Source organism: Geothrix sp., assembly GCF_049292215.1.
Classification (GTDB): domain Bacteria; phylum Acidobacteriota; class Holophagae; order Holophagales; family Holophagaceae; genus Geothrix.
In genome coordinates, this window is record NZ_JBATQW010000091.1 from 38,240 (window position 1) to 64,353 (window position 26,114).

Sequence of the window (26,114 nt, forward strand, 5' to 3'; positions counted from 1 at the left end):
GCACCGTTTTGTGCATGACGAAAGAATCGTCGGCTACAACAACTTGGGCTGCTCCCCACCCTCGTCGGGGCCCGGGTGGGCCAGCTCGGCCTCGGTCAGGTCGTCCTCTTCGTCCAGGGCCATGGCGCTGGCGTCGATCTTGGCCAGGCCGACCACGCGGTCTTCGGCGCTGGCCAGCTTGAGGAGGCCGACGCCCTGGGCATTGCGCCCTGTCTTGCGGACCTCGTCGATGAGGAAGCGGATGACCATGCCTTCCTGGCTGATGAGGAGGCACCCTTCCCCGGGCTTGACCAGCTTGAAGCCCACCACGTGGCCGTTGCGGACGCCCGCGCGGATGTTGATGACGCCCGTGCCACCCCGGCCCTGGAGCCGGTAGTCCTGGAGCAGGCTGCGCTTGCCGTAGCCCTTTTCGCAGACAGTCAGCAGCATGCCGTGGTCTTCGGTGCTCTCGTCGGGCTCCACGCCTTCCGGCAGGTCCGGCAGGGGATCTGCCACTTCCATGTCCACGATGTGGTCCTTGGCCGCCAGCTTCATGCCGCGGACGCCGGTGGTGGCGCGCCCCGTGGCGCGGACATCCTCTTCGGGGAAGCGGATGGCCTTGCCCTGGGCTGTGGCCAGGACGATCTGCTGGGCGCCAGTGGACCGGCGCACCGTCACCAGGCGGTTGTCGTCATCGATGTTCAGGGCGATGAGGCCGTTGGCGCGGATGTTGGCGTAGGCGGCCAGGCTGGACTTCTTCACCGTGCCGTCGCTGGTGGCGAAGACCAGGTATTCGCCCTCGGGGAAGTCCCGGAGGGCCATGAGGGTCACGACATTCTCCCCGTCCTTCAGGGAGATGAGGTTGCGGATGTGCTTGCCCCGAGTGGAGGCGGCGGCCTCGGGCAGGTCGTAGACCTTGAGGGCATAGACAATGCCCTTATCGGTGAAGGCCATGAGGGTGTCGTGGGCCTTGGTCATGAAGAGCTGCTCGACGAAGTCCTCGTCCTTGGTCTTCATGCCCACCTTGCCCCTGCCCCCCCGCCGCTGGCGGCGGTAGGCGTTGAGGTCGGTGCGCTTGATGTAGCCCGCCTTGGACATGGTGACCACCATGGGGTCATCGGGGACCACGTCCTCCATGCGGATTTCTCCGGAATACCCGGTGATTTCGGTGCGGCGGTCGTTGCCGAACTGCTCCGCCACCTGCTGGAGCTCCTCCTTGATCACCTTCAGGAGCAGGCCCTCGTCGGCCAGGATGGCCTTGAGCTTGGCGATGGTCTTCTCGAGCTCAGCCAGCTCGTCGAGGATCTTTTCCCGCTCCAGGCCGGTCAGGCGCTGGAGCCGCATGTCCAGGATGGCCTGGGCCTGTACGGCCGACAGGCAGAGGGTGGGGTCCTTCTTCAGGGCCGCGGCGGTGGCGAAGGCGCCCGCCATGAGGCCGGCCTTGGCTTCTTCGGGGCTCTTGGCGGCGCGGATGAGCTTGATGACCGCGTCCAGGTGATCCAGGGCTATCTTGAGGCCCATGAGGACGTGGTGGCGCTCCTCGGCCTTCCGCAGCTGGAACAGGGTTCTGCGGGTGACCACCTCGCGGCGGAAGCCGATGAACTCCTGCAGGATCTCGCGCAGGGTGCAGACGCGGGGCTGGCCATTCACGATGGCCAGCATGGTGATGGGGAAGCTGTTCTGGAGCTGTGTCTGCTGGTAGAGCTGGTTCAGGACGATGTCGCTGGGCTCGTTCTTCTTCAGCTCGACGACCAGGCGGATGCCTTCCCGATCAGACTCGTCGCGCAGGTCGCTGATGCCATCGATCTTCTTGTCCCGGACCAGCTCGGCGATCTTCTCGATGAGGGTGGACTTGTTCACCTGGTAGGGCAGCTCGGTGAACACAAGCTGCTCCCGGTCTCCCGCCCGCCGGATCTGCTCCACGTGGGACTTGGCCCGGACGACGCAGCGCCCGCGGCCGGTTCGGTAGGCATCCAGCACGCCCTCCGTCCCCAGCATCATGCCGCCGCCCGGGAAGTCGGGCCCCTTGATGTGGGCCATCAACCCGTCCATGCCCAGGGCCGGGTTGTCGATGAGGTCCACCAGGGCGTTGCAGCACTCCCGCAGGTTGTGGGGGGGGATGCTGGTGGCCATGCCCACGGCGATGCCCTGGGATCCGTTCACCAGGAGGTTGGGGAACCGGGAGGGCAGGACGAGGGGCTCCTCCATGCTGCCGTCGTAGTTGGGCCCGAAATCCACCGTGTCCTGGTCGATGTCGCCCATCAGCTCCGCCGCGAGGCGGGAGAGGCGGGCCTCGGTGTAGCGCATGGCCGCTGCAGAATCGCCGTCGATGGAGCCGAAGTTGCCCTGGCCGTCCACCAGCACGTGGCGCATAGAGAAGGGCTGGGCCATGCGGACGAGGGTGTCGTAGATGGCCGAGTCGCCGTGGGGATGGTACTTACCCATCACGTCGCCGACGGTGCGGGCGGACTTCTTGTAGGCCCGATTCCAGTCGTTGCCGGCCTCCTTCATGGCGAAGAGCACGCGCCGGTGCACGGGCTTCAGGCCGTCGCGGACATCGGGCAGGGCCCGGCCCACGATGACGCTCATGGCGTAGTCCAGGTAGGACTTCCGCATTTCCTTTTCGATTTCCAACGGCTCGATTCGGTTCTGGTTCATGTGTCCTTCGGTGTTCTACGTGGAACGCTGCTCGACATGCCTGAAAAACAACGGCTTAGATGTCGATGTTCTCCGCCAGGAGGGCGTTGGTCTCGATGAAGCGGCGCCGGGGTTCCACGGCATCGCCCATGAGGATGGTGAAGATCTCATCCGCCTCGACGGCGTCGTCCACCCGGACCTGCAGCAGGGTGCGGCGCTCCGGATCCATGGTGGTCTCCCAGAGCTGCTCGGGGTTCATCTCGCCAAGGCCCTTGTAGCGCTGGATGCCCAGGCCGCGCTTGCCCTCCTCTAGGACCATGGCCAGCATGGCCTCCGGGTCCAAGAAGACCTGCTCCTTGCCCAACTTGGTGGTGCCCTCCTCGGCTTCGTCCTCCTTCTCCTTGGCGGGCTCCTTGATGTCCTTCAGGCGGCGCAGCCGGAGCTCGCCCCCGTGGAAGGCGGCCAGCTCGACTTGGAGGGCGGCCAGGCGCCGGAACTCGCCCCAGTGGGCCACCTGGTCATCGATCCAGAGGGTGATGGGGCGGCTCAGGTGCATGCGCACCACCCGGAGGCGGTAGCTGGTGGGGATGGTGATGGCGGGATCCTCGCCCTCGGCCGGCAGCTCGACGGCCTCCGTGGTCTCGATCTCGCAGGTGCCGAGCTTCTGTTTGGTGATGGCGGCGGAGAGCTGCTCAAGGGCCTCCCGGTTGGCGAACCGGTCCACGTCCAGCAGGCCCTCGGCCAGGAGGGCGTCCACGATGGGGCGCGCATAGCCGCGGCGGTTGAGCTTGCCGTAGAGCTGCTGGACCTCGCCCCACTTCTTCATCTCGCGGACCAGGACGGCGCCCTTGTGCTCACTGCCATCCGGCAGGGTGAGGCTCCAGCCGTCCAGGGCCTTCTGGAACAGGAATTCCTCGAGGGCCCGCTCGTCCTTGAGGTACTTCTCCGTCTTGCCCTTCTTGACCTTGTAGAGCGGCGGCTGGGCGATGTAGAGGTGGCCCCGCTCCACCAGCTCCGGCATCTGGCGATAGAAGAAGGTGAGCAGCAGGGTGCGGATGTGGGAGCCGTCCACATCGGCGTCGGTCATGAGCACGACCTTGTGGTAACGGAGGTTCTCGACCTTGAACTCCTCCTTGCCGATGCCCGTACCCAGCGCCTGGATCAGGACCCGAAGCTCGTTGTGGCCCAGGATCTTGTCGAAACGGGCCTTCTCCACGTTCAGGACCTTGCCCTTGAGGGGCAGGATGGCCTGGGTGGCCCGGTGGCGGCCCTGCTTGGCGCTGCCGCCGGCGGAGTCACCCTCCACAAGGAAGATCTCGCTGAGGGCCGGGTCCTTCTCCTGGCAGTCCGCCAGCTTGCCAGGCAGGCCGCCTCCATCCAGGGCGCCCTTGCGGCGGGTCAGCTCGCGGGCCTTGCGGGCCGCCTCGCGGGCCCGGGCGGCCTCAATGGCCTTCTCCAGGATGGCCTTCGCCTCCCGGGGGTTCTCCTCGAAGAAGCTGGAGAGCTTCTCGTAGACGATGGTCTGGACGATGCCCTTGACCTCGCTGGAGACCAGGCGATCCTTGGTCTGGCTGGAAAACTTGGGGTCAGGGACTTTGGCGCTGACAACCGCCGTGAGGCCCTCGCGCACATCCTCGCCCGAGAGGCTCACCTTGGCGCTCTTCAGCAGGTTGTTCTTCTCCGCGTAGGCGTTGATGACCCGGGTCATGGCGGCCCGGAAGCCCTCCAGGTGGGCGCCGCCGTCCCGGTTGCGGATGTTGTTCGTGAAGCAGTACAGCGTCTCCTGGTAGGAGTCGTTCCACTGGAGGGCCACCTCCACGGTGGTGTCCTGCTTCTCGTCCTTGATGAAGATCGGGGGCTTGTGGAGGACCACCTTGTTCCGGTTCAGGTGCTCCACGAAGGCGCTGATTCCGCCGGCATTGACGAAGTCGTGGGTGTCCCCGGTGCGCTCGTCGGTGATGCGGATGTGGACACCCTGGTTCAGGTAGCTCAGCTCGCGGAGGCGCTGGCTCAGGGTCTCGAAGCTGAACTCGAGGACGTTGTTGAACACCTCGGGATCGGGCTGGAACTTCACCCTGGTGCCCCGCCGGGCCGTGGGGCCGACCTTCCGCAGGGGGGCGTCCGCCTTGCCCTGGGAGAAGGTCATGGCGTATTCCTGGCCGTCCTTCCAGACCGTGAGCCAGAGCTTGGCGGAGAGGGCGTTCACGCAGGACACACCCACCCCGTGGAGGCCGCCGGAGACCTTGTAGGCGTTCTTCCCGTCGGTGCTCGTGTTGTCGAACTTCCCGCCGGCATGGAGCACGGTCATGATCACTTCGGCGGCGCTGCGGCCCTCTTCCTTGTGGATGTCCACAGGGATGCCGCGGCCGTCGTCCTCCACCGTGCAACAGCCATCGCCGTGCAGGATCACGTCCACGCGCTTGCAGAAGCCCGCCAGGGCTTCATCAACAGAGTTGTCCACGACCTCGTAGACCATGTGGTGCAGGCCGCTGCCGTCGTCGGTATCGCCGATGTACATGCCGGGCCGCTTGCGGACGGCCTCGAGGTCTCGCAGAACCGTGATGTTGTCGGCGGTGTAGCTGTCGGTTTCCAGGGGGGTGTGCACGCGTGCGCTAAGGACTTCTTCAGACATCAAGACTCACTTGGTTGGGTGCGGTGAAGTGCGGTGTTCCAGCGCGGCTCAGGCGGTGGCGCTGTTGGCAAAGCGGACGGGCATGAGGACGTAGCGGAAGCTGAAGTCCTCCAGGCTGGGGGACATGAAGACGCCCTGCCCGACCTCGTCCTTGAACTGGTAGACGACCTCTTCGCCCGGCAGCCGCTCCAGCAGCTCCGTGAGGTAGTCGATGTTGAAGGCCAGCTCGAAGGGATGCTCCTCGCCCGTGAAGGGCAGCGTGGCCTGGTTGACGCCCTCGTCCGGGTGCTGGAACACGGTGCGGAGGTTCGGGAATTCGTAGAACAGGCGCACGTTCTTGTTGTAGTCATCCTTCTTCAGGCCCACGAAGCGCAGGGTCCGGAGGAAGACCTCGCGGTCCATGATCACTCGCTTGGGCAGCTCCGCCGGCAGCACCTTCTCGTAAGCAGGGTAGTTCCCAGTGACAAGGCGGGTGCTGAACTTCAGCCCCGGCTGGTCGAGGAAGAGCGTGGTGCCATCCCAGCAGAGTTCGACCTCTCCCTCGTCGCCAAGAAGCGTGGGGATGAGGTCCAGGGCCCGTTTCGGCACGATGAGGCGGACCTCGTCCTTGAGTTTCGTGTCACAGGGCACCTCCGCCACCGCCAGACGGAACCCGTCGGTGGAGACCACCCGGACGTGGTGTTTCGAGAGGTGCACCAGCACGGCCGACAAGGTGGGTTTGGTGGCGTCTTTGCTGACGGCGATGGAGCCCAGTTGGATGGCCCGCTTGAAGCGGAGCACGGGGATCTTGACCACCGGCAGCTCCCGGCTCGGGGCGGGAAGCTCGGGGAAGCCTTCGCCGGGCTGGATGTTGTGCTCGGAGTTCATGCCCTTGGCGCGCAGCCAGAGGCGCCCGCCGGCATCGGGACACTCGAGGCTGAGGATGCCTTCCGGGAAGACCCGCACGGTCTCGATGAACTTCTTGCCCGGAACAGCCATGGTCCACTCGCCCTGGCCTTCGCCGGGCACGGTGGCCTCGAAGGCCAGTTCCATGTCGGTGGCCTTCAGGACGACCTCCTTGGGGCGCACATCCACGAGGATGTGCTGAAGGATCGGAAGGGTCACCCGGCGGTCGAGGGCGTGCTTCAGCAGACCCAGAGTTCGGTCCAGACGATCCTTGGAAACCTGTAATTGAAGATTCATGAATCACCCTTGATGATGCTGAGGACCGGGGCAACCTGTGGAAAGGCGAGTCAAAGTCCCATCTTACCGGAGTTTCACTGCCTGGGACAGGCTGTGGAAAGCCCGTGGAAGCCCGTGGAAGGACGGTCCTGACGGGCCCTGGAACCCTCCAGGAACGTCACTGTGGATCCCCGTGGGTCCAAGCTTGTGTAAAAATAAACAACAATAATCAAATCAGTGAATACTGTTAAGAAGTGCTTGTACCATCTTGTGGAAATCAGGATCACGCTTCATTCGGTCCCGGACGGAATCGATCGCGTTCATCACGGTTGAGTGATGCATGTTGAAGGCCCTTCCAATGTCCGCGAAGGGCAGGGAGGCAATCTCCCGCGCAAGATACATGGCCACTTGGCGCGGCAGGAGGATGGCCTGCTGGCGGGACCGCTTCTTCATCAGGTCCACGAAGGAGACATTGAAGGTCTCGGCGGTCATGCGGTAGATGCGATCGGGGTGCACCGGCGCCGTGGGCTCCTCCCCGCTCTGGCCCTGGAAGGCGGCATGGGCGACCTCCAAGGACGGAGGCACGCCGATGAGGCTCGCCTGGAAGATCACCCGGGTCAGGAAGCCCTCCAGGTCCCGGACACTGCCTTTTGCCTTGTGGGCGATGAAGGTGAGGACATCTTCCGGAATGGGCGGAACGTGGCGGAAATCCACGTCCTCCAGCTTCTTCTTCAGGATCGCGATCCTGGTCTCGAAGTCGGGGGGCTGGATGTCAGCCGTCAGCCCCCACTTGAACCGCGTGATCAGACGCTCGTGGCAGCCCTCGAGCCGCTGGGGAGGTTTGTCGGAGGTGATGACGATCTGCTTCCCGTGCTGCAGCAGGTGCTCAAGGATGTGGAAGATCTCCTCCTGGGTGCGCTCCATCTTTCCCAGGGTCTGCACGTCGTCCAGCAGCAGCACGTCGTTCTGCTGATATTTCTTGCGCATGGGCTCGGTGTTCTTGGCCCGGATGGCCACCGTGAGTTCGTTGAAGAAGTTGTCCACCTTGAGGTAGACCACGCGGAGCCTGGGATCGCGCTCCAGCAGGCCCTTGCCGATGCCGACCATGAGGTGCGTCTTGCCGAGCCCGGCGCCACCGTAGATGAACAGGGGATTCATGCTAAGCGGTGTGGCGGCCTTGCCGAAGCTGTCCACGACGGCGCGGGCCGCCGCGAAGGCCAACTGGCTGCCGGGTCCGACGACGAAGCGGTCCAGCGTGTAGCGGTTGAAGAGGTGGGGGAAGGAGATCGAAGTCTCAACGGGGCCCGAGGTGGCCGTGCTGGCGCTCTTCTTGGGAGCGACCTTCGGCTCCAGCGCCGGAGTGCCGTTGATGTGGAACTCGAGGCGCAGGTCCGCAAGGCCGCCCTGGGCCAGGGCGTCGTTGAACTCCTCGGGCAGCTGCTGCTCGATCCAGAGCTTGGCCGCCGCGCTGGGGACCTGGATCCACAGCGCGCCCTCCGAGACCTTCATGGGCTCGCAGGGCGCGATCCACTCCTTGAAGCTGGCCTCGGGCAACTGTTTGGACAAGCCCAGTCGGATGGTGTCCCAGAGGGCTGTGGGATCGGCGGAGCGCATGGTTTCACCAGCAGGGGTGGGGCGGAGCGCGGGCACACATCGTTGACGGAGGGCGCTGCGCACGCTCCGTCCACGCCAGGCTCGCGGGGGGGAACCCAATCTAGCACCCAACGGGGGTGGCGGTGGAGCGGAAATCCCCTTGAGACCGAAGGTCCTCGCTGGTAGGCTCAAAGGTTCGTTCTCCTCTCCGGGAGGGGACTCCCGAGGTGGAACCATGAAGCGCACCTTTCAGCCCAACAACCGCCGCCGCGCCAAGACCCACGGCTTCCTGAGCCGCATGAAGACCAAGAACGGCCGCCTCGTGCTCAAGCGCCGCCGCGCCAAGGGCCGCCACGTCCTGGCGCTCTAGCCCCCGTCCGTGATCTACAGAGGCCGCTTCCGCACGGTTCGGCACAAAGACCACGCGGTGCCCACACCGCTGCCCCGGCCCTTGCTGGGGCAAGCTTCGTGGCTGGATGTGCGGGCTTGGCCCCTTCCCGCAACCGACGGTCCGCTGCTGCTGGTGACCTCGCCCCGGAAGACGGGCTCCGCCGTGCAGCGCAACCGGTTCCGCCGCCAGGTGCGAATGGCCTTCCTCGGTGAGTCCGATGTCCTGCGGGGCCAACCCTGGGTGGTCTGGGTGCGCCCTGGCCGCTCTGCCCCGCCGCTCGACACCATCTGCCTCAAGGACATTGAAAGCCAGCTCCGGCTGGCCCTGCATCGACTTCCCGCCCCGGGTGCCCCATGAACAACCGCAATGTCCTCCTTTTCGTGGTCGGCAGCATGATCCTGCTGGGCGGCCAGTTCTGGCTCACCTCCCGATACGCCAAGTCCGCCCCCACTGCCGAGGTCCAGCAGGCGGCGCCAGCCAAGCCCAAGCCCGTCGAGCCCCCGGCCCCACCCACCGCAGCCCCGGCGGCTCTCCCGGCCACAGGCAACCCGAAGGCCGCAGATCCCGCAGCCACCCATACGCTGGTTTCCCAGGAGCTCACGCTCACCTGGCAGGTGGCGACCGGCGCCATCAAGCAGGTGGTCTGGAAGCAGGACGGTACGCGGTTCTTCCCGGAGAACTTCGCCGGCATCGGCGCCCTCAGGGGTGCCGGGTTCGAGACGGTGCGCCAGGAAACGGCGCCTGCGGGCACGGCCGTCATCTTCGAGAACGCCGCGGGGGAAAAGCTCAGCTACCTCGTACCCAACCAGGGCCACAGCCTGAAGGTGGAGGCGACTGCGCCCGGAAACGCCCTCCTGCACCTGATCGTGAACCCGACGACCGACGAGCCCGTCAAGCACCTCGGGCGGGTGTTCACCCTGAACGAAAAGAGCGTGGAGGCTGTGACCTGGGCCGAGATGCTGCACGACCCCTTCTTCAGCTTCCTGGGATCCAAGCGCAAGGTGCTGCCCCCCTCCTCGGATCGCCTGGGCCTCGACGCGGGTGTTGGGAAGGATGACAAACCGCAGCAAAATCACTATTTTGCCGCCCTCTGGAAGCTGCCGCGTCCGGCCAGCCGGGACGCCGCGGGCTACGAACTTCTGCCCAAGGATGGCCACCTGGAGGCCAGCCTTTATCTGGGCCCGAAGCAGGCCGAGCACCTGCTGGCCTTCGAAAAGCCCTTCACCCAGGTCATCGACTACGGCTTCTTCGGCGCCGTGTCCCACCTGCTCTTCTGGATCCTGAAGAAGGTGCACGCCCTGGTCGGGAACTGGGGCTGGGCCATCGTCCTCTTCACGGTGATCATCCGCCTGGCGACCTGGACCCTGAACACGAAACAGACCATTTCCATGCTGCGGATGAAGGACTTCGAGCCGCACCAGAAGGCCATCCAGGCCAAGTACGAGAAGTTCGGCAGCGACATGACCAAGAAGGCCGAGATGCAGAAAGAGCTCATGGCCCTCTACAAGAAGAACGGCCACAACCCCATGGGCGGCTGCCTGCCCATGCTGTTGCAGATGCCCATCTTCCTCGCCCTCTGGTCCATGCTAAACGCCGTGTTCGAGTTGCGGCATGCGCCGTTTGTCTTCTGGATCAAGGACCTGTCCCAGGCAGAGGTTCTCTTCCGCCTGCCGGGGCTTGGGATTCCCATTGGGCTGCTGCCCCTCCTGATGGGCGCCTCCATGTTCGTGCAGCAGTACATGACGCCCGCCGTGGGTGATCCCGCCCAGCGCAAGATGATGCTGGTGCTGATGCCCGCGATGATGACCTTCTTCTTCATGCAGAGCCCCGCGGGACTGGTGCTCTACTACCTTGTGTTCAACCTGATCGGCATTCTGCAGACCTGGTGGATCATGCGGTCCTATCAGCCCCAGCCAATCACCGTGTAGGAGTCCGCCATGCGGAAGAGCGGCGTCACCCTGGAGTCCGTTCCCGAGCTCATCACCCGTTGGGGCCAGCAGCTTGGCCTGACGCTGGAGGCCCGGTTCTCGCCCTCTGGCGACGAAGAGGCCTTCCCCAACCGAGTGGCGGTTTCCGGCCCGGACGCCTCCCACCTCGGAACGAACCGGGGCGTGGCCCTGGACGCCCTGCAGTTCCTGGTCCACGAGGCCCAGGGCGAGCGCGAGGACCAGAAGCTCGCCTACCTGGACGTGAAGGGCGCCCGCCTGTTCCGCATGCAGGAGGTGATGGCCATGGGCCAGTTCGCCGCCGCCAAGGCCCGGGAGCTGGGCAGCCACACCCTGGGCGCCCTGAGCGCCCGCGAGCGCCGCTGGGTGCACCTCGTGGTGAGCCGTGAGGCGGGCCTGGGCACGGAAAGCGAAGGCACGGGGACCTTCAAGCCGGTGAAGGTGTTCCGGAAGTAGACTGGCCCGGTGACTCCGGCCCCTGATCCCATCTGCGCGCCCGCGACGCCCCTGCTGCCCGCGGCGGTGGCGGTGGTGCGGGTCTCCGGGCCCGGCCTGCCCGCCCTGCTGGCGCCACTCGTGCAGTTGCCGCCTCCGCGGAGAGCCGCGGTGCGCACGCTGGCCTGGGATGGCTTTCAAGAGCGGGCCCTGGTGCTCTACTTCCCAGGACCGGACAGCTACACCGGCGAAGACATCGTGGAACTCCAGACCCACGGCAATCCCCTGCTGGTGCGGCGCCTGCTGGCCCACCTGGGCACCCTCGGCGTGCGGCTGGCCCAGCCGGGGGAGTTCACCCGCCGGGCCCTGCTGAACGGTAGGCAGGGCCTGCTGGAGGCCGAGGCCCTGCGGGACCTGGTGGGGGCCGAGACCGACACCCAGCTCCGCCTGGCCCAGGCCCGGGCCGGGGCCCTACCCGGCTGGATCATGGAGGCCCGGAGCCTGCTGGCCCCCTGGGTGGCCCGGGCCGAGGCGGCCGTGGACTACGGGGAAGAGGAAGGAATTTTATTGAATCAAAAGGACTTGACCGAGGCCCTGGCGCCACTGGCGGCCCGGTTCCACGTGGAACAGTCCAGGGCCCGGGCCTCCCGGCGCCTCCAGGATGGGCTCCGGCTGGCCCTGGTGGGGCGGCCCAACGCCGGCAAGAGCACCCTCTTCAATGCCCTGGCCGGGGAGGACCGGGCCATCGTCACGGAGATTCCGGGCACCACCCGCGATAGCCTCGAAATCCGCTGCGAATGGCGGGGCCTGCCCCTGCGGCTCTTCGACACGGCGGGACTCCGGGAATCCCCGGACCCGGTGGAGCGCCTGGGCATGGCCCGGGTGGCGCCCCTCCTTGAGAGCGCGGACCTGATCCTCCACCTGGTGCCCGCCGGCGAGGCGGCCTCGGCCCCAGTGGAAGCGGCCCTCCTCCCCTTCCAGGCCAAGGTGCTGGAGGTGCGCACCTTCGCGGACCTGGCGGAGGCCCAGGGTGTGGCCATCGCCGCCCAGAAGGGTGACCTGGATGCCCTCGAGGTGGCCCTCAAGGACCGACTGCTGGGCGGTCTCGCGCCCGATGCCTGCCTTGGAGCGCTGGCCACTGACCGGCAGGTGGCGCTGCTGGATGATCTGACGCGGCAGCTGGACCTGCTGCTGGGGCTGGACCCGGGCTGTCCGCCGGAGCTGCCGGCCTCCCTGCTGCAGGGCGCCTGGAGCCTGTTGGCCCGGCTCACGGGCGAGGACCGGGCCGAGAGTGCCCTGGACGCCCTCTTCCGTGGCTTCTGCCTCGGGAAGTAGGCCTGCCGAAGTAGACTGGGCCCGGGAGTCCGGCATGAATTCAGGGTATGAAGTGGTGATCGGCCTTGAGGTGCACGTCCAGCTGCGGACCCGGTCCAAGATGTTCTGCGCCTGCAGGAACCTGACCGGAGCCCCCCCCAACAGCCTCACCTGCCCAGTGTGCCTGGGCCTGCCCGGCGCCCTGCCGGCCCTGAACGCCGAGGCCGTGCACGTGGCGCTGGCCCTGGGCCTGGCCGTGGGGGCGGAGATCCGGCCCCGCAGCGCCTTCTACCGCAAGCAGTATTTCTATCCCGACCTGCCGAAGGGGTACCAGATCACCCAGGGACCCGTGGCCCTGGTGGAGGAAGGCCACCTGGACATCCCCGGCGATCCCCGGGTGCGCGGAGCGGAAGGTCCCGTTCGGATCCGGATCGAGAGGGCCCACCTGGAGGAGGATGCCGGGAAGAGCCACCACGACCTGGACGGGAACGCCAGCCATGTGGACCTGAACCGGGCCGGGGTGCCCCTGCTCGAGGTCGTTGGCGCGCCGGACCTCCGCAGCGCCGCCGAGGCCTCCGACTACCTCAAGGCCCTCCACCGGCTGGTGGTGGGCCTGGGCATCTGCGACGGGAACCTGGAGGAGGGTAGCTTCCGCTGCGACGCAAACGTCAGCGTGCGGCCGATCGGGTCGTCCACCTTCGGCACACGCGTCGAGGTGAAGAACCTGAACTCCTTCCGCTTCGTGCGGCAGGCCCTGGAACACGAGTTCCAGCGGCAGACGAGCCTGCTCGAAGCGGGCGTCTCTGTCCAGATGGAAACCCGGGGCTGGGATGCCGCGGCGGGCGAGACCCGGGCCCAGCGGACCAAGGAGGCGGCCATGGACTACCGCTACTTCCCGGAGCCCGACCTGCCCCTGCTGACCGTGGAGCCCGCCGAGATCGAGGCCGTCCGGGCCACCCTTCCCGAGCTTCCCGAGCAGCGCATCCGCCGCTGGCGCGAAGCCCACGGCCTGGGCCTGGACGAGGCCCAGACCCTGGCCCAGAGCCCGGCCTTCGCGGCCTACTTTGAGGCGGTGGCGAGCCTGAGCGGCTCGGGCCGCGGCGCCGCCGCCTGGATGCTGGGGGAGGTGAGCCGCACCCTCAACGAGCGCGGGCTCGGCATCGAGGTATTCCCGGTGACCCCGGAGACCCTGGCTGGTCTGGTCCGGCTGGTGGAGGCACGGACCCTGGGCTTCGGCGCCGCCAAGGACCTGGTCTTCCCCGCCCTGCTGAACGGCGAACGTTCCGCCGAGGCCATTGTGGCCGCGCGGGGCCTGGCCCAGGTGAGCGACCGAGGGGCCATCGAAGGCCTCGTGGTCAAGGTGCTGAAGGCGAACCCGGGCCCTGTCGAGCAGATCCGGGCCGGCAAGGAGAGCCTCAAGGGCTTCCTTGTGGGCCAGGTGCTCAAGGCGGGCCAGGGCCGGCTGGACGCGAAGCTCGTGAATGAAGTGTTGGCCGAGTTGCTGGCCAAACCTTGATCCCCGCCCCATGCTGGGCTCATGAGCCCCGAAAGTGGCGGCGCAGGAGCTTCCGAGTGAGCAACGAGATCCCCTCCGCCCTTGAGGCCTGCCATCCGGGCGTGGTGCATGTCTGCCAGGGCTGCGGCTGCTCCGTCGTGGACGCTGTGATCACGCCCGGCGAGCCCTTCCGCTGCGTGGATTGCCGGGGGCTGGTGCCGGCCCCCGAGGACGAGTTGACGCGGGCGGCCCTGGAGGACCGCGGCCCCTACGACCTGCCGGACGGGCGCCCCACCGTGTGGCGGCTCATCACGGTCCTCGCCTTCGCCGTGATCGCGCTGGCCATCGTGTTCTGGAAGCGCTGACCCTATCCTGGGGGCTGGAGTCGACGATGCCCAAGCCCTGGGGACCCACCACCACCGCCATCCACGCCGGGAAGCGCTTCAACACCACCCGGGCCGTGACCACGCCCATCTTCCAGACCTCAGTGTTCCAGCTGATGGAGAACAGCGAAGGCGCCGAGTTCTCCGCCAGCGTCGAACCGCCGACCTTCTACACACGGTGGGGCAACCCGAACACCAGCGAGGTCGAGGCCGTGCTGGCCGAGCTCGAGGGTGCGGAGCGGGCCCTGGCGACGGCCTCCGGCATGGCGGCCTTCGCGCTGGTATTCGAAGCCTTCCTGAAGCCCGGCGATCATCTGGTGGCCCCCGCGGCCATCTACCTGGGCACGGAACAGCTCATCCGCCGCTGGGAGGCCGAGCGCGGCCTGAAGGTGACCTGGGTACAGAGCACCCTGGACCTAGCCGAGTGGGAGGCCGCGCTCCGGCCGGAGACGAAGATGATCTGGGTGGAGACCCCCTCCAACCCGACCCTGGCCCTGACGGACCTGGCTGGCGTGGCGGCCCTCGGGAAGAAGTATGGCGTCCGCACGGTGGCCGACAACACGTTCCCCAGCCCCATCCACACCCGGCCCCTGGCCTTCGGCATCAACCTCAGCGTGGCCTCCGCCACCAAGTATCTGGGGGGGCACTCGGACCTGGTGGCCGGGGTGATCGCCGGGCCCGAGGCGGACATCGTGGCCTGCTGGCACCTGGCGAAGATCCTGGGTCCCACCCTGGATCCTATGGCCTCCTGGCTGTTGCATCGGGGCCTCAAGACCCTGGCCTTGCGGGTGCGCCGTGCCTCCGACAACGCCCAGGCGCTGGCCCAGTGGCTGCTCTGGCAACCCCACGTGGCCCGGGTGGACTACCCAGGTCTGCCCGGCCACCCCGGGCACGAGATCGCCGTCCGACAAATGGAAAAGGGCTATGGCGCCATGGTGGGCTTCGAGTTGCGGGCGGGCCTGTTGGCCGGACAGCGGTTCTGTGAGGCCCTGGAGGTCATCACCCGGGGCGTGAGCCTGGGCGGCGTGGAGAGCCTCATCCAGCACCCGGCCAGCATGAGCCACCTGAAGACGGCCCCCGAGGTGAAAGCGCGCCTGGGCATCACTGACGGGCTGCTGCGGTTCTCCGTGGGCATCGAGGACCAGCCGGACCTCATCGCGGACCTGGAAAAGGGCTTCCAGGCGGCGGCGGAGGCGCGGTGAAGCTGCACCTCAACGGTGAGCTCCGGGAGGCGCCGGACCTGGGCACCCTGGCGGACCTGGCCCGGTGGCTGGAGCTGCCGGCCTTCGGCAGCGCCATCGAGCTGAATGGCGAGGTCATCCGCCGGGCCGACCACCCCGCCACGCCCCTGAAGGAGGGGGACCGGCTGGAGGTGGTGCGGCTGGTGGGCGGTGGTTAATTAACGGAAAGATTATAGTTGATGGTTCCATTCGGGTAGGTCACGTAGGGATCCACCCGCACGCGGACCACGTAGGTGCCGGCCGGGAGGCTGGGCAGGCTGATCACGCCGTTGCCGGAGGAGGAGGCCGTCGTCAGGCGCACCAGGCCGACGCTGTCGAAGAGCTCCAGCACTAGGCCCGGTCCCGGGGTGCTCAGGGTCAGCGTGCGCACCCCGCCGATGTGGCTGAAGCGGAAGGCCTGGGCCTGGTTCCAGTCGAAGGACCACCCGGCGGCATAGGTGGGGAAGCTGCCCGAGTCCACGAAGGGGACCGCCGGTAGCCGCCAGAGGGTGGTGCCGTTCAGGTAGAGCCCAGAGGTGGGGTCGGTGCCGTTGCCCACGTTCTCCAGGGTGAGCTCATCCAGGATCGCGATGCCCGCCGCCGGTCCCGCCAGGCGGCGCAGGCCCGTCAGGTAGGTGGGATAGCAGGCGAGGGGCGTGTTGCCGTATTCGTAGCCCTGGAAGGCGGTGGTGGGGATGGTGGTGCTCCACAGCGTGCCGAGCCCTGCCTGGCTGCCATTGAAGATGGCCGCGTTCTTCCAGATGCCCCAGAGCGTGCGGGCCACGGAGCCTGCATAGAACTCGCCGCCGCCCGTGGGCGTGAAGCCCGTGTGCTGGTCCAGGCGGAAGACCGTGGGCAGGCCGCCCCCCGCGGGCATCTCGTAGCTGGAGGGATCGTTCCGGAAGGCCGCGGACAGGAAGCTGCTGAAGCCCCCCACAAAGGCGATGGCGGGTTCCGAGGCGTCCCCGGGGGCCACGAAGCCATTGTCGTTGTCCCGGCGGATGATCTGGCCGAAGGTGCCATTGGTGTAGGCGAAGCTGTCGTCTGCAAAGAGCAGCCGGGCGCAGGCCTCCAGGAGGACGCTGTCGTTGTAGGCATCGGCGCCCCGGTCCGCCGCGGCGGGGCCGGCGTAGCGGACCTCGTGCTGGAAGATGGCGCGCCCACCCAGGGCGGCGCCCTGCTTCAGGACCGCCGAGCCCCCGGTGGTCAGTGCCACGGCAGGATAGGTGGTGGCGGTCGTGCCGGAGTTCCAGAAGGTATACAGCTCGGGCAGCTGGAGGGTCGGTTCCAGGGACCGCATGCCCAGGGCGAAGGTGGTCAGCTGGTCGGCGATGGCGAAGGCGCCGGCCTCCCCCGTGGAGTCCAGGGCCCTCAAGGTGAGGCTGCCACTGCTGTTGGCGGCGCTGTCGGCGCTGGTGGCGTACCAGGTGGGGATGAGGTTGAAGGCCTCGGCACTGGCATAGGTCGAGGCGGGGAGGGCCTTCTTGACCCCGCCGTAGAAGTAGAAGCCACCTCCGGAACCACTGACGGGAACCTCCGTGCTGGCGTAGAGCGCCACGAAGAAGGTGATGCCCTTGGTTACGGCGAAGGTCCTCGTGCCATCGGCCCCCAGGGTTCCGGCGGCCTCCACCCGGCCCGAGGTGCTGTTCACCACCTGGGCGTAGGCGTAGCGGGTGGGGAGGGTGGTGAGGGCCGGGCTGAAGCCGGCGCCGGAGAGCACCCGCTTCTCATACTGGCCCTGGACGGTGACAGAGATGGTGCCGGGACCGTCACTGCTACCGCCACAGCCCACCAGGAACAGGAGGGTGGCAGCCAGGGATCCGAGGCCGAGAGTGGCATGCTTCACGAGAGACTCCACGGGAGGTTGGGGGACGGGACGTCTTTTCAAAGGTCATGCCATAGGTAAAGCCCGGGGTTGGCTAACGCCAAACTTCCCAGCGCCCCGTGGGCCATGTCCCGGTGGCGCGGCAGTGCCAGGACCGCGGCAGAGCCAACGGTACCGGGCTGCCGCCGGCAGGGGTAGCGCTCTGGAAGCGGTGGAACTCGTCCACCAAGCCCAGGTCCAGGAAGGCCCGGGCGAGGGTGCCACCCCCCTCTACCAGGACCCGGCCCACCCCGCGGGCGGCGAGTTCGTGCAACAGGTGCCGCAGACTGCATCCCCGGCCATCCGGGGGTAGGCGCAGATCCTCCACCCCCCGCAGGGGTGCGGGATCGCCCGTCACGGCGCGGAAGACCGGCTGGCCGGCCACGGGGGCCCACACCCTGGCCGTGGCGGGGAGCTGGCCATCCTCGTCCAGCACCACCCGGGCGAAGCTGCGATGGGGGGCCGTCATCGCGGGCCAGCGGTCCGTGAGCTGGGGATCGTCCACCCCGATGGTGTGGCGGCCGACCACGATGGCTTCCGAGGTGCGCCGCAGGGCGTGGGCCAGTCGCTGGACCTCGGGCGGGGTCACCGGGGTCGCTTGTCCCGCCGGGCCCAGGGCGCCATCGGAGCCCAGGGCCAGCTTGAGCGTCACCCAGGGCAGGCCCGTGCGGATCAGCTTGAAGAAGGGGGCGTGGAAGCGGGCGCAGGCCTCCCCTAGCAGCCCCTCCTCCACGGCGATGCCTTGGGCCCGCAGGATCGCCAGGCCGCCGCCATCGACGCGGGGGTTGGGGTCCCGGACCCCCACCACCACGCGGGCGATGCCCGCCCGGATGAGGGCCTGGGTGCAGGGTCCAGTGCGGCCCTGGTGGCAGCAGGGCTCCAGGGTGACGAAGGCTGTGGCGCGCTTCGGATCCTCGCCCCGGGCCTCGGCATCGCGGAGGGCCATGACCTCGCCGTGGGGGTCCCCGGCCCGGGTGTGGACGCCAGCCCCGATGACCCGGTCCCCCTTCACCAGGATGCAGCCGACTGGTGGGTTGGGGCTGGCGAGGCCCACCCCCTTGAGGCCCTCCTGCAGGGCTAGGGCCATGAAGCGGGCATCGCCCTCGAGGGTGGCCGGATCGGGCCAGGGCCCGCCTGTGGCCAGGGCCCAGGCCAGCCCGGGGGTCAGGGTGGGCTCAGACATCAAGCAGGCCGTCCACAAAGGCCTCGGCATCGAAGGGGATGAGGTCCTCCACGCCCTCGCCCACACCCACGAATGCGATGGGGAGCCGCAGCCGGTCCAGGATGGACACCACCACGCCGCCCTTGGCGCTGCCGTCCAGCTTCGTAAGCACCAGGTCGGTGACGCCCGCCACCTGGGCGAAGGCCTCGGCCTGGACCAGGCCGTTCTGGCCCGTGGTGGCGTCCAGGACCAGCAGCACCCGGTGGGGCGCGGCCGGAATGACTTTCTGGAGGCTGCGGTGGATCTTGTCCAGCTCCTTCATGAGGTGGTCCTTGGTGTGGAGCCGCCCCGCCGTGTCGATGAGCACCCAGGGCGTGCCCTTGGTCAGGGCGCTGGTGGCGCCGTCGAAGGCGATGGCCGCGGGATCGCCGCCCATCTGGTTGCGGATGACGGGCACGCCGGCCCGCTCACCCCAGCGCTCTAGCTGGTCGATGGCCGCGGCGCGGAAGGTGTCGCCCGCCACCACCAGCACACCCTCACCCCGGGACTTGAGGTGCGCCGCCAGCTTGCCCAGGGTGGTGGTCTTACCCACGCCGTTGACGCCCACCAGCAGCACCACCTGGGTGCCCGAGGCGGCGAAGGACCGGGGCGGAACCTGGCGCAGCAGCCTCAACAGCTCGTCTTTCAGGATGGCCTTGGGATCGACGTCCCCGGCCCCTTTGAGTTCCTGGCGGAGCCGCGTCATCAGCCGATCCACGGCCTTCACGCCCAGGTCCGCCTGCAGCAGCAGGTCCTCCAGTTCCTCCAGCTGGGCCTCGTCCAGGCGCCGCAGGCCCAGCAGGCGCCCCATGGGCGCCAGTACCAGCTCCTGGGTGCGCTTCAGGCCCTTCTTGAACTGGTTGAACAGGCCACCGAGCAGACCCACGGACACCTCGCGAAGGTCCAGTCTACCGAAGCATTGAGGGTTCCCCGTGGCTGGAATCCGGCTAGCCTAGGCGGCATCCCAAGGAATGCCCCGGAGTCCCCATGCTGGTCCCGCCCATCCCATCCCCGGATCCCTTGCTGCTGCCCATGCCGCCCTCCGTGCTGAAGGCCCTGCTGCTGGCGACCTTCACCCTGCACCTGATGGCGGTGAACCTCGGGGTCGGCGGGAGCCTCATCGCGGCCGTGCATGCTCTGCGCGGCAGGCCGGAGGACCGCGACCTGGTGCGGCGTCTCGCCCCCATGCTGCCCGGGGCCGTGACCTTCGCCATCACCCTGGGCGTGGCCCCCCTGCTTTTCCTGCAGCTGACCTACGGCCCCTTCTTCTACACCGCCTCTGTGCTGACGGCCATCCCCTGGGCGGGGCTCCTCGCCCTCCTGATGGCGGGCTATGTGCTGCTTTACCGCTTCGTGGGCTCGGTGGCCTCGGAGGCCGTCCGGACCCTCACTGGCATTCTGAGCGCCCTCCTCCTGCTGTCCGTGGGTCTGATGCTGGTGAACGTCACCACGCTCTCCCTGCGCCCGGATCTGTGGGCCGCCCACGCGGCCGCCTCGCCCCACGGCCTCCGCATGAACACCGCCGACCCTACCCTCTGGCCGCGGTACCTCCACATGGTGGCCGGGATTGCCGCCGTGGCCGGGCTGCTGCTGGCGGGCTGGGGGGCCTGGCGGGAGCACGCCTACGCCCGCCGGGTCGGGCTCCTCTGGTTCATCGCCGCCACGGCCAGCCAGGGGGCCTGGGGCACCTGGCTGCTGGTGAAGCAGCCCGCCCCCGTCTTCGACCTGCTGATGAATGCCGCCTCGGCCCCCAGCCTGACCATGTGGGGCTCCATCGCCTGCGGCGGCCTGGCCCTGTTCATGGCCATTCCCGCCAGTCAGGAAGGCTCGCCCGCCAGGTCCGTGTGGGGCCCCTTCACCCTGGGCATGGCCTCGGTGCTCGGCATGGTCCTGCTGCGGGACCAGGCCCGGGATGCCAGCCTGGCCGCCTTCGGCTTCCAGCCCGGGGCCTTGCCTCACAAGACCGACTGGCTGTCCCTGGGTGTCTTCGGACTCACCCTCGCGGCCTTGGTGGTGCTGCTGGTGGTGCTCCTGCGCTGGTCCACCCAACCGCGGGCGGCGGTGGAGGAGCGGCCATGAACCATCCCGTGTGGGACATCCCCCTCCTTGGCAGCGGCTGGATCATCGGCCTCATCAGCATCGTCCACGTCTCCATCGCCCACCTGGTCGTAGGCGCCGGCCTCTGGCTGCCGCTCCTGGAGGGCCGCGCCCAGCGGGCCGGAGATCTGGAGCTGCAGGCCTGGCTGCGGAGCCGGGCCAAGGCCCTGCTCTGGCTGTCCAGCATCTTCGGAGCGGCCACCGGCGTGGGCATCTGGGTGGCCATCGGCCTGGTGAACCCCACGGCCACCCAGCACCTCATCCGGGCCTTCGTCATGGGCTGGGCCATCGAGTGGCTGGTCTTCGTGGGCGAGATGGCCACCCTCATCGTCCTGGTCCGGGCCTACGACCGGCTGCGGCCCCGTCAGCGCCTGGCCGTCTACTGGCTCTATGCCCTCTGCGCCTGGCTGAGCCTCGTGGTCATCAACGGCATCATCACCTTCATGCTGAGCCCAGGGAAGGGCTGGGTCGCCAGCCACGCCATGTGGGACGGCTTCTTCAATGCCACCTACCTGCCCAGCCTGCTGCTGCGGACCTGCGTGGCCCTGGTCCTGGGCGGGCTCTGGGCCCTGGCGGCGGGGGCCACTGCCCGGCCGGCGCTGCGGCCGCGGATTCTGAAGCCCACGGCCCTCTTCACGCTCGCAGGCGTGCTGCTGGCCGTGGCCTCGGGCTGGTACTACTTCCAGAGCTTCCCCCCGGCCGCGCGGGAGCTGGTGCTGGGCAACCTCAAGGGGGCCACCAGCTTGGCCCGCGGCTTCCGCTGGGCGCTCTGGGGCCTGGGCGCCTTCCTGGTGCCGGGTCTGCTGGTGCTCTGGGCCTATTTCGCCTCCGCGTCCTTCCGACGCCCCCTGGCCCTAGTGGGCCTGTTCCTGGCCTGCTGGGGCTTCGGTGGCTTCGAGTGGATCCGTGAGGTGGCCCGGAAGCCCTTCGTCATCCGGGACGTGATGTATTCCAATGGCATTCGGGTGGAGCAGGTGGCGGACTACCAGAAGGAGGGCTTCCTGCCCCGGAATGCATGGGCCCGGACCTTCGCCGCTTCGAAGGGCGACACCGAGTTGGCCAGGGGCGAGGCGCTCCTCCGGAGCCAGTGCCTGGCCTGCCACACCCGGGACGGCTACCGGGGCCTGAAGGCGCTCACGGCCAGCAACTCAGAGGGGGACAACGAGGCCTTCGTGCAGGCCCTCCGCGAGCTGGACCCGGCCCTCAACCCCTACCTGGACCGCATGCCGCCCTTCGCCGGCACCGAGCAGGAGGCCGCCGAGCTGGGGAAATACCTGAGCTCACTCAAGGGTAAGTAGTGTTCCACGTGGAACTACCGATTGGTCACGGCCTGATAGGGAGGGGCCTGGGGCGGAATCAGGACCGGCGCTGCCGCACCCGTGGCCTGCCAGGTCCGGACTGACCAGGGCGTGTCATCCCAGGTCGCCCGGCCGGAATAGGCCATGGCCAGGAACATCAGGATATCCACGGGGCGATTCACGAGGTAACGCTCGGGGGCTGGCCTCAGGTTCCGTGGATCCAGATAATACGAAGAGGCGGTGACGCGAAGGGCGCGTTCCGGCACCTGCACCTGGCCGAGCTGGCGCACGTCGCAGACCAGGGACCTGGGGGGCGCGAAGGCCTCGGGAGCCCTGGCGGGACCGAAGGCTAGGGGCGGGAGCTGGAGCACCAGGGAGAAGGCCTCGGCGAGCATGGTGACCCTCTGGTGAGGAATGTACCGCCGAGGGGCTGGTCACACAAGGGATGGACTGGGTATTTATCGATGACGGCCCGGAAACCCCGACACCCTACCTGCGAGAACGGGGCTTGGCCTTGGCTTTGGGCTTGGGCGTCGGCTTGGCCTGTTCGGGCCGCTTCCAACCCACCAGGGCGAATTCGAAGACCTCCTCCACGTGCTTTACGGGATGGAAGCGCAGCTGCTTCCGCAGCCCGGGGTCGATCTCCTCCAGGTCCTTCTGGTTGGCGTGGGGAATGAGGATGTCCTTGATGCCCACGCGGAGGGCCGCCAGGGACTTCTCCTTGAGGCCGCCGATGGCCAGGGCCTCGCCCCGCAGGTCGATCTCGCCGGTCATGGCCAGCGTGTTCCGCACCGGCACGCCCTTCAGCACGGACAGCAGCACTGTGGCGATGGCGAGGCCCGCGCTGGGCCCGTCCTTGGGGATGGCGCCCTCGGGGAAGTGCACGTGGATGTCCTGCTTCTGGAAGACCTCCGGGTCGATCTGGAAGGCCTCGCCCCGGCTGCGGATGTAGCTGAGGGCCGCCTGGGCGCTCTCCTTCATGACGTCGCCCAGCTGCCCCGTGAGGGTGAGCAGGCCCTTGCCCGGCATCTTCAGGGCCTCGACGAAGAGAACGTCACCGCCCACGGCGGTCCAGGCCAGGCCGGTCACCACGCCCACCCGGGGGGCCTTCAGGCGCTCGTCCTGCAGGAGCTTCACGGGCCCCAGCAGCTCGTGGATGCTCTTGTCATCCAGCGTGAGCTTCTTCTTCAGGGTGTTCTCGGCCACGCGGCGGGCCACCTTGCGGCAGATGGCGCCGATCTCGCGCTCCAACTGGCGAAGGCCCGCCTCGCGGGTGTAGCCCGTGATGATGGCCTTGAGGGCTGCCCTGGGGATGGCCACCTGCTTGCGGGTGACGCCGTGCTTCTCCAGCTGCTTGGGGATCAGGTGCTGCTCAGCGATCCCGATCTTCTCCTCCAGCGTGTAGCTGCTGAGGTAGATGATCTCCATGCGGTCCTTGAAGGCCGGGTGGATGGGCTCCAGCTCATTGGCGTTGGCCAGGAACAGCACCTGGCTGAGGTCCAGCGGGACGTTCAGGTAGTGGTCGCGGAAGGTGTGGTTCTGCTCAGGATCCAGCACCTCCAGCAGGGCCGCGCTGGGGTCGCCACGCATGTCCCGGCCGATCTTGTCCACCTCGTCCAGCATGATCACGGGATTCATGCTCTTCACCTGGTGCAGGGCCTGCACGATGCGGCCCGGCATGGCACCCACGTAGGTACGGCGGTGGCCGCGGATCTCGCTCTCGTCATGCACGCCGCCCAGGGAGATGCGGCTGTACTTGCGGCCCAGGGCCCGGGCGATGGACTTGCCCAGGGAGGTCTTGCCCACGCCCGGGGGGCCCACGAAGCAGAGGATGGTGCCGCGCAGGTCGGGCTTGAGCTTGCGCACGGCCAGGAACTCCAGCAGCCGGTCCTTGATCTTGGCTAGGCCGAAGTGGTCCTCGTCGAGCACGGTCTGGGCCTGCTTGAGGTCGAGGTTGTCCTCGGTCTGCACGCCCCAGGGCAGCTCGGTCATCCACTCCAGGTAGGTGCGCGTCACGGCGGTCTCGCTGGAGTCCGGGTGCATGCGCTCCAGCTTCTTCAGGTTGCGCTCGATCTCCACCAGGGGTTCGTCGGGCACCTTCATCTTCGACAGCTTGTCGCGGAAGGCGGCGACCTCTTCGGAGAGCTCGGAGCCTTCGCCCAGCTCCTGCTGGATGGCCTTGAGCTGCTGGCGGAGGTAGTACTCCCGCTGGCTCTTGTCCATCTCGCCGCGGGCTTCCATGGTGATCTTCTGCTGCACCTCGAGGAGCTGGATCTCCCGCATGAGCAGCTCGTTCACGCGCTTCAGGCGCTGGCCCGGGTGGGCGATCTCCAGCACCTCCTGGGTCTGCTCCAGCTTGAGGTCCAGGTTCGACGCCACCAGGTCCGCCAGGCGCCCCGGGTTGTCCAGGTTGCTGGCGATCACCAGCACCTCCTGGGGCAGGGTCTTGCCCAGGGCCACAGCCTTCTCCAACGTCTGTTTCACACTGCGGAGCAGGGCGTCCGATTCTAGGTCCGGCGTCTTCAGCTCGGGTTCCGCGAGGGGCTCGACCCGGGCCTTGAAGAGGTTCTCCGTCTCAGTGAAGTATTCCACGCGGACTCGCTGCAGGCCCTGCACCAGGGCGCGGATGCGGCCATCCGGCAGCTTCAGCACGCGCATGATGAGGGCCGCGGTGCCCACCTGGTAGAGGTCCTCGGGGCGCGGGTTGTCCATCTCCGTCTGCTTCTGGGAGAGCAGCAGGATCATGCGGTTCTCCACCAGGGCCGTGTCCACGGCGCGGATGGACTTCTCGCGGCTGATGCTCAAGGGCAGGATCACATAGGGATAGACCACCACGTCCCGCAGCGGGAGGACGGGCAGTTCCTCCGGCAGCTTCGGCGTCTCGTCGGGTGGGGGGGGCAGGAGGACATCATCGGCCACAGAAAAACCTCGGACCTCAGGATACCCCTACTTTTTCCGGGACTTCATGGCGGCCACGTCCACGGTCTCGCCCGGGAAGAGGGCCTGTGGCTGCGGCGTCGGAATACCGTGGCCGGGTTTCGGGGCTCCCGTGCCGCGGCTCGTGGCGGCTTCCTTGTGCATGAGGCCCTCCAGGGCCTTCACGAAATCGGGCAGGTCCTTGAACTCGCGATACACGCTAGCGAAGCGCACGTAGGCCACCTGATCGAGCCCCTTCAGCTCGTCCATGATGAGTTCGCCCAGTTCGCGGCTGCGGATCTCCCGGTCGGGGCGCTCCATGAGCCGGGCGTGGACGTCTCCCACCAGCTGTTCGATGCGATCCAGCGACACGGGGCGCTTCTGGCAGGCGGCCAGCAGGCCCTTCATGAGCTTCTGCCGCTCGAAGGGCTCCCGGCGGCCGTCCTTCTTGAGGATCACCAGGGGCACCTCCTCCACCCGCTCGTAGCTGGTGAAGCGCCGGCCACAGGAGAGGCACTCGCGGCGGCGGCGGATGGAATCGCCCTCGCGGGACTCCCGCGAGTCCACCACCTTGTCCTCGATGTGCCCGCAGAAGGGACAGTGCATACCACTCCTGGTGGCTAGACCTCGACGATCCGTGGGTCCATCACGGCTTCGCAGGTGACGGAGTTGGCCACGAAGCAGTACTTGTGGGCCTTCTCGAAGAGCTCCACCACCTTGGCCATGCTGGTGCCCCGTGTCACTCGGATGACCGGGCGCAGGTGTACCTGGGTGACGCGCGTGACCTTGTCCACGGTGTCCAGGATGGCCTCGGCGTGGTCCTCGTAGCCCACCACCCCCACCTTGGCCTTGGCGCAGAGGGCCAGGAAAGTCAGCATGTGGCATGTGGCCAGGGCCGTGCCCAGCAGGTCCTCGGGGTTCCAGCGGGTGGCGTCGCCCGCGTATTCCGGCGCGCTGCTGACCGAGAGAGGGTGCTTGCCGTCGGTCGTGACGGTCGCATTGCGGTTGTAGGTGCCGTCGAGGGTGTTGCCGGTCCAGTGGAGCTGAAGGGGGTAGTGGTGGGCCATGGGGTCCTCCTGGAATGCCTGCGCCCAGGATGCCACAGCCTGCGTGCTAGCCTGGATTTGCCTCCGGAGCCCCATGCCCACGCCCGCCCGCATCCACGTCGCCCACGCCCTGCACGAGGTCTTCGGAGAAGGTGGGCGGGTGCCGGACATCTGGGATCGCGAGCTGGGGGAGGATGCCCAGCTGGCCCAGGCGCTGCTGGGACTCTGCCTGCGCCACTGGGGCCGCCTCCAGGCCTGGGTGAAGCCGAAGCTGAAGGATCCGGACCGCGGTGTGCCATTGGGGACGCGGGTCAGCCTGTCCATGGGGCTGGCACAGCTGGCCTGGCTGCCGGGCGTCAGCGACCACGCCGCCGTGAACGAATCCGTGGACCTGGCGGCCACCCGCGACCTGGGCTTTCTGCCCCACAAGGGCCTGGTGAACGCCCTGCTGCGCCGGGCGGCGAAGGATCGCGCGGCCCTGGCGGCCGAGCTCGGCGCCCTGCCCG

23 protein-coding genes are annotated in these 26,114 nt (G+C 67.9%); 12 read left to right on the top strand and 11 right to left on the bottom strand.

What is annotated here, in order from left to right; translation table 11 throughout:
- Positions 1 to 33: 33 nt before the first annotated feature.
- The 4 genes from gyrA to dnaA all read right to left on the bottom strand — a co-directional run bounded on the left by gyrA (position 34) and on the right by dnaA (position 8,023).
- Positions 34 to 2,637 carry a DNA gyrase subunit A gene (gyrA, locus tag WAS25_RS15195; protein WP_422313616.1) on the bottom strand — a complete coding sequence of 868 codons (2,604 nt, stop codon included), beginning with the start codon at positions 2,635 to 2,637 and terminating at the stop codon, positions 34 to 36.
- A 55-nt stretch (positions 2,638 to 2,692) separates the two neighbouring features.
- Entirely contained in the window at positions 2,693 to 5,248 is a 2,556-nt protein-coding gene (gene gyrB, locus WAS25_RS15200; RefSeq protein ID WP_422313618.1) for a DNA topoisomerase (ATP-hydrolyzing) subunit B, read from the bottom strand.
- Positions 5,249 to 5,296: 48 nt separating this feature from the next.
- Complete coding sequence (dnaN, locus tag WAS25_RS15205; protein WP_422313620.1) at positions 5,297 to 6,430, bottom strand: DNA polymerase III subunit beta; 1,134 nt, start codon at positions 6,428 to 6,430, stop codon at positions 5,297 to 5,299.
- A gap of 213 nt (positions 6,431 to 6,643) precedes the next feature.
- The gene (gene dnaA / locus WAS25_RS15210) at positions 6,644 to 8,023 is read right to left on the bottom strand and encodes a chromosomal replication initiator protein DnaA (RefSeq protein WP_422313622.1); all 1,380 of its coding nucleotides are present in this window, start codon (positions 8,021 to 8,023) and stop codon (positions 6,644 to 6,646) included.
- A gap of 214 nt (positions 8,024 to 8,237) precedes the next feature.
- Between dnaA and rpmH the strand changes: the two genes are divergently transcribed.
- From rpmH to thiS, 9 genes are read left to right on the top strand one after another with little or no spacing between them, the layout of a single operon-like run.
- Positions 8,238 to 8,372 (top strand): 50S ribosomal protein L34, encoded by a 135-nt coding sequence (gene rpmH / locus WAS25_RS15215; protein WP_005035876.1) that lies wholly within the window; start codon positions 8,238 to 8,240, stop codon positions 8,370 to 8,372.
- Positions 8,373 to 8,381: 9 nt separating this feature from the next.
- On the top strand, positions 8,382 to 8,750 hold the full coding sequence (locus WAS25_RS15220; RefSeq protein WP_422313627.1) for a ribonuclease P protein component: 369 nt from the start codon (positions 8,382 to 8,384) through the stop codon (positions 8,748 to 8,750).
- Positions 8,747 to 10,321, top strand: coding sequence for a membrane protein insertase YidC (yidC, locus tag WAS25_RS15225; protein ID WP_422313629.1), 1,575 nt, complete (start codon positions 8,747 to 8,749; stop codon positions 10,319 to 10,321). Before WAS25_RS15220 ends, yidC begins: the two co-directional genes overlap by 4 nt.
- Positions 10,322 to 10,330: 9 nt before the next feature.
- On the top strand, positions 10,331 to 10,795 hold the full coding sequence (locus WAS25_RS15230) for a hypothetical protein (RefSeq protein ID WP_422313631.1): 465 nt from the start codon (positions 10,331 to 10,333) through the stop codon (positions 10,793 to 10,795).
- A gap of 9 nt (positions 10,796 to 10,804) precedes the next feature.
- On the top strand, positions 10,805 to 12,109 hold the full coding sequence (locus WAS25_RS15235) for a tRNA modification GTPase (RefSeq protein ID WP_422313633.1): 1,305 nt from the start codon (positions 10,805 to 10,807) through the stop codon (positions 12,107 to 12,109).
- A gap of 34 nt (positions 12,110 to 12,143) precedes the next feature.
- Positions 12,144 to 13,604, top strand: a complete 1,461-nt coding sequence (gene gatB / locus WAS25_RS15240) for an Asp-tRNA(Asn)/Glu-tRNA(Gln) amidotransferase subunit GatB (RefSeq protein WP_422313635.1) — start codon at positions 12,144 to 12,146, stop codon at positions 13,602 to 13,604.
- Positions 13,605 to 13,660: 56 nt separating this feature from the next.
- Positions 13,661 to 13,948 carry a hypothetical protein gene (locus tag WAS25_RS15245; RefSeq protein WP_422313637.1) on the top strand — a complete coding sequence of 96 codons (288 nt, stop codon included), beginning with the start codon at positions 13,661 to 13,663 and terminating at the stop codon, positions 13,946 to 13,948.
- 26 nt (positions 13,949 to 13,974) lie between these two features.
- Positions 13,975 to 15,168 carry a trans-sulfuration enzyme family protein gene (locus WAS25_RS15250; RefSeq protein WP_422313639.1) on the top strand — a complete coding sequence of 398 codons (1,194 nt, stop codon included), beginning with the start codon at positions 13,975 to 13,977 and terminating at the stop codon, positions 15,166 to 15,168.
- The gene (gene thiS, locus WAS25_RS15255) at positions 15,165 to 15,365 is read left to right on the top strand and encodes a sulfur carrier protein ThiS (protein WP_422313641.1); all 201 of its coding nucleotides are present in this window, start codon (positions 15,165 to 15,167) and stop codon (positions 15,363 to 15,365) included. The genes WAS25_RS15250 and thiS overlap by 4 nt, the downstream gene beginning before the upstream one ends.
- On the opposite strand, the gene WAS25_RS15260 is transcribed toward thiS, so the two are convergent.
- From WAS25_RS15260 to ftsY, 3 genes are all read right to left on the bottom strand, one after another.
- Positions 15,362 to 17,032 carry a hypothetical protein gene (locus tag WAS25_RS15260; protein ID WP_422313643.1) on the bottom strand — a complete coding sequence of 557 codons (1,671 nt, stop codon included), beginning with the start codon at positions 17,030 to 17,032 and terminating at the stop codon, positions 15,362 to 15,364. The genes thiS and WAS25_RS15260 overlap by 4 nt on opposite strands.
- 73 nt (positions 17,033 to 17,105) lie before the next feature.
- Entirely contained in the window at positions 17,106 to 18,233 is a 1,128-nt protein-coding gene (gene ribD / locus WAS25_RS15265) for a bifunctional diaminohydroxyphosphoribosylaminopyrimidine deaminase/5-amino-6-(5-phosphoribosylamino)uracil reductase RibD (RefSeq protein ID WP_422313645.1), read from the bottom strand.
- Positions 18,226 to 19,137 carry a signal recognition particle-docking protein FtsY gene (gene ftsY, locus WAS25_RS15270; RefSeq protein WP_422313647.1) on the bottom strand — a complete coding sequence of 304 codons (912 nt, stop codon included), beginning with the start codon at positions 19,135 to 19,137 and terminating at the stop codon, positions 18,226 to 18,228. Before ftsY ends, ribD begins: the two co-directional genes overlap by 8 nt.
- A gap of 101 nt (positions 19,138 to 19,238) precedes the next feature.
- Here ftsY and WAS25_RS15275 point away from each other — a divergent pair, with 101 nt between their 5' ends.
- Entirely contained in the window at positions 19,239 to 20,330 is a 1,092-nt protein-coding gene (locus tag WAS25_RS15275; protein ID WP_422313649.1) for a hypothetical protein, read from the top strand.
- Positions 20,327 to 21,646, top strand: a complete 1,320-nt coding sequence (locus tag WAS25_RS15280; protein WP_422313651.1) for a c-type cytochrome — start codon at positions 20,327 to 20,329, stop codon at positions 21,644 to 21,646. Before WAS25_RS15275 ends, WAS25_RS15280 begins: the two co-directional genes overlap by 4 nt.
- Before the next feature lie 14 nt (positions 21,647 to 21,660).
- On the opposite strand, the gene WAS25_RS15285 is transcribed toward WAS25_RS15280, so the two are convergent.
- The 4 genes from WAS25_RS15285 to WAS25_RS15300 all read right to left on the bottom strand — a co-directional run bounded on the left by WAS25_RS15285 (position 21,661) and on the right by WAS25_RS15300 (position 25,629).
- Positions 21,661 to 22,041, bottom strand: coding sequence for a hypothetical protein (locus WAS25_RS15285; protein WP_422313653.1), 381 nt, complete (start codon positions 22,039 to 22,041; stop codon positions 21,661 to 21,663).
- A 94-nt stretch (positions 22,042 to 22,135) separates the two neighbouring features.
- Positions 22,136 to 24,565, bottom strand: coding sequence for an endopeptidase La (gene lon / locus WAS25_RS15290; RefSeq protein ID WP_422313654.1), 2,430 nt, complete (start codon positions 24,563 to 24,565; stop codon positions 22,136 to 22,138).
- A gap of 27 nt (positions 24,566 to 24,592) precedes the next feature.
- Positions 24,593 to 25,168 (bottom strand): transcriptional regulator NrdR, encoded by a 576-nt coding sequence (nrdR, locus tag WAS25_RS15295; protein WP_422313656.1) that lies wholly within the window; start codon positions 25,166 to 25,168, stop codon positions 24,593 to 24,595.
- A gap of 14 nt (positions 25,169 to 25,182) precedes the next feature.
- Positions 25,183 to 25,629, bottom strand: coding sequence for an OsmC family protein (locus WAS25_RS15300; RefSeq protein ID WP_422313658.1), 447 nt, complete (start codon positions 25,627 to 25,629; stop codon positions 25,183 to 25,185).
- Between the two features lie 73 nt (positions 25,630 to 25,702).
- On the opposite strand from WAS25_RS15300, the gene WAS25_RS15305 reads away from it, so the two are divergent.
- The coding region (locus tag WAS25_RS15305) for a transcription antitermination factor NusB (protein WP_422313660.1) at positions 25,703 to 26,114 on the top strand (412 nt) is incomplete at its 3' end.

What these genes read in the sequence shown, in the direction of transcription:
- gyrA (WP_422313616.1), bottom strand. Translation starts at nt 2,637, where the DNA reads ATGAACCAGAACCGAATCGAGCCGTTGGAAATCGAAAAGGAAATGCGG.
- gyrB (WP_422313618.1), bottom strand. Translation starts at nt 5,248, where the DNA reads ATGTCTGAAGAAGTCCTTAGCGCACGCGTGCACACCCCCCTGGAAACC.
- dnaN (WP_422313620.1), bottom strand. Translation starts at nt 6,430, where the DNA reads ATGAATCTTCAATTACAGGTTTCCAAGGATCGTCTGGACCGAACTCTG.
- dnaA (WP_422313622.1), bottom strand. Translation starts at nt 8,023, where the DNA reads ATGCGCTCCGCCGATCCCACAGCCCTCTGGGACACCATCCGACTGGGC.
- rpmH (WP_005035876.1), top strand. Translation starts at nt 8,238, where the DNA reads ATGAAGCGCACCTTTCAGCCCAACAACCGCCGCCGCGCCAAGACCCAC.
- yidC (WP_422313629.1), top strand. Translation starts at nt 8,747, where the DNA reads ATGAACAACCGCAATGTCCTCCTTTTCGTGGTCGGCAGCATGATCCTG.
- WAS25_RS15230 (WP_422313631.1), top strand. Translation starts at nt 10,331, where the DNA reads ATGCGGAAGAGCGGCGTCACCCTGGAGTCCGTTCCCGAGCTCATCACC.
- gatB (WP_422313635.1), top strand. Translation starts at nt 12,144, where the DNA reads ATGAATTCAGGGTATGAAGTGGTGATCGGCCTTGAGGTGCACGTCCAG.
- WAS25_RS15250 (WP_422313639.1), top strand. Translation starts at nt 13,975, where the DNA reads ATGCCCAAGCCCTGGGGACCCACCACCACCGCCATCCACGCCGGGAAG.
- ribD (WP_422313645.1), bottom strand. Translation starts at nt 18,233, where the DNA reads ATGTCTGAGCCCACCCTGACCCCCGGGCTGGCCTGGGCCCTGGCCACA.
- WAS25_RS15275 (WP_422313649.1), top strand. Translation starts at nt 19,239, where the DNA reads ATGCTGGTCCCGCCCATCCCATCCCCGGATCCCTTGCTGCTGCCCATG.
- WAS25_RS15280 (WP_422313651.1), top strand. Translation starts at nt 20,327, where the DNA reads ATGAACCATCCCGTGTGGGACATCCCCCTCCTTGGCAGCGGCTGGATC.
- WAS25_RS15285 (WP_422313653.1), bottom strand. Translation starts at nt 22,041, where the DNA reads ATGCTCGCCGAGGCCTTCTCCCTGGTGCTCCAGCTCCCGCCCCTAGCC.
- nrdR (WP_422313656.1), bottom strand. Translation starts at nt 25,168, where the DNA reads ATGCACTGTCCCTTCTGCGGGCACATCGAGGACAAGGTGGTGGACTCG.
- WAS25_RS15300 (WP_422313658.1), bottom strand. Translation starts at nt 25,629, where the DNA reads ATGGCCCACCACTACCCCCTTCAGCTCCACTGGACCGGCAACACCCTC.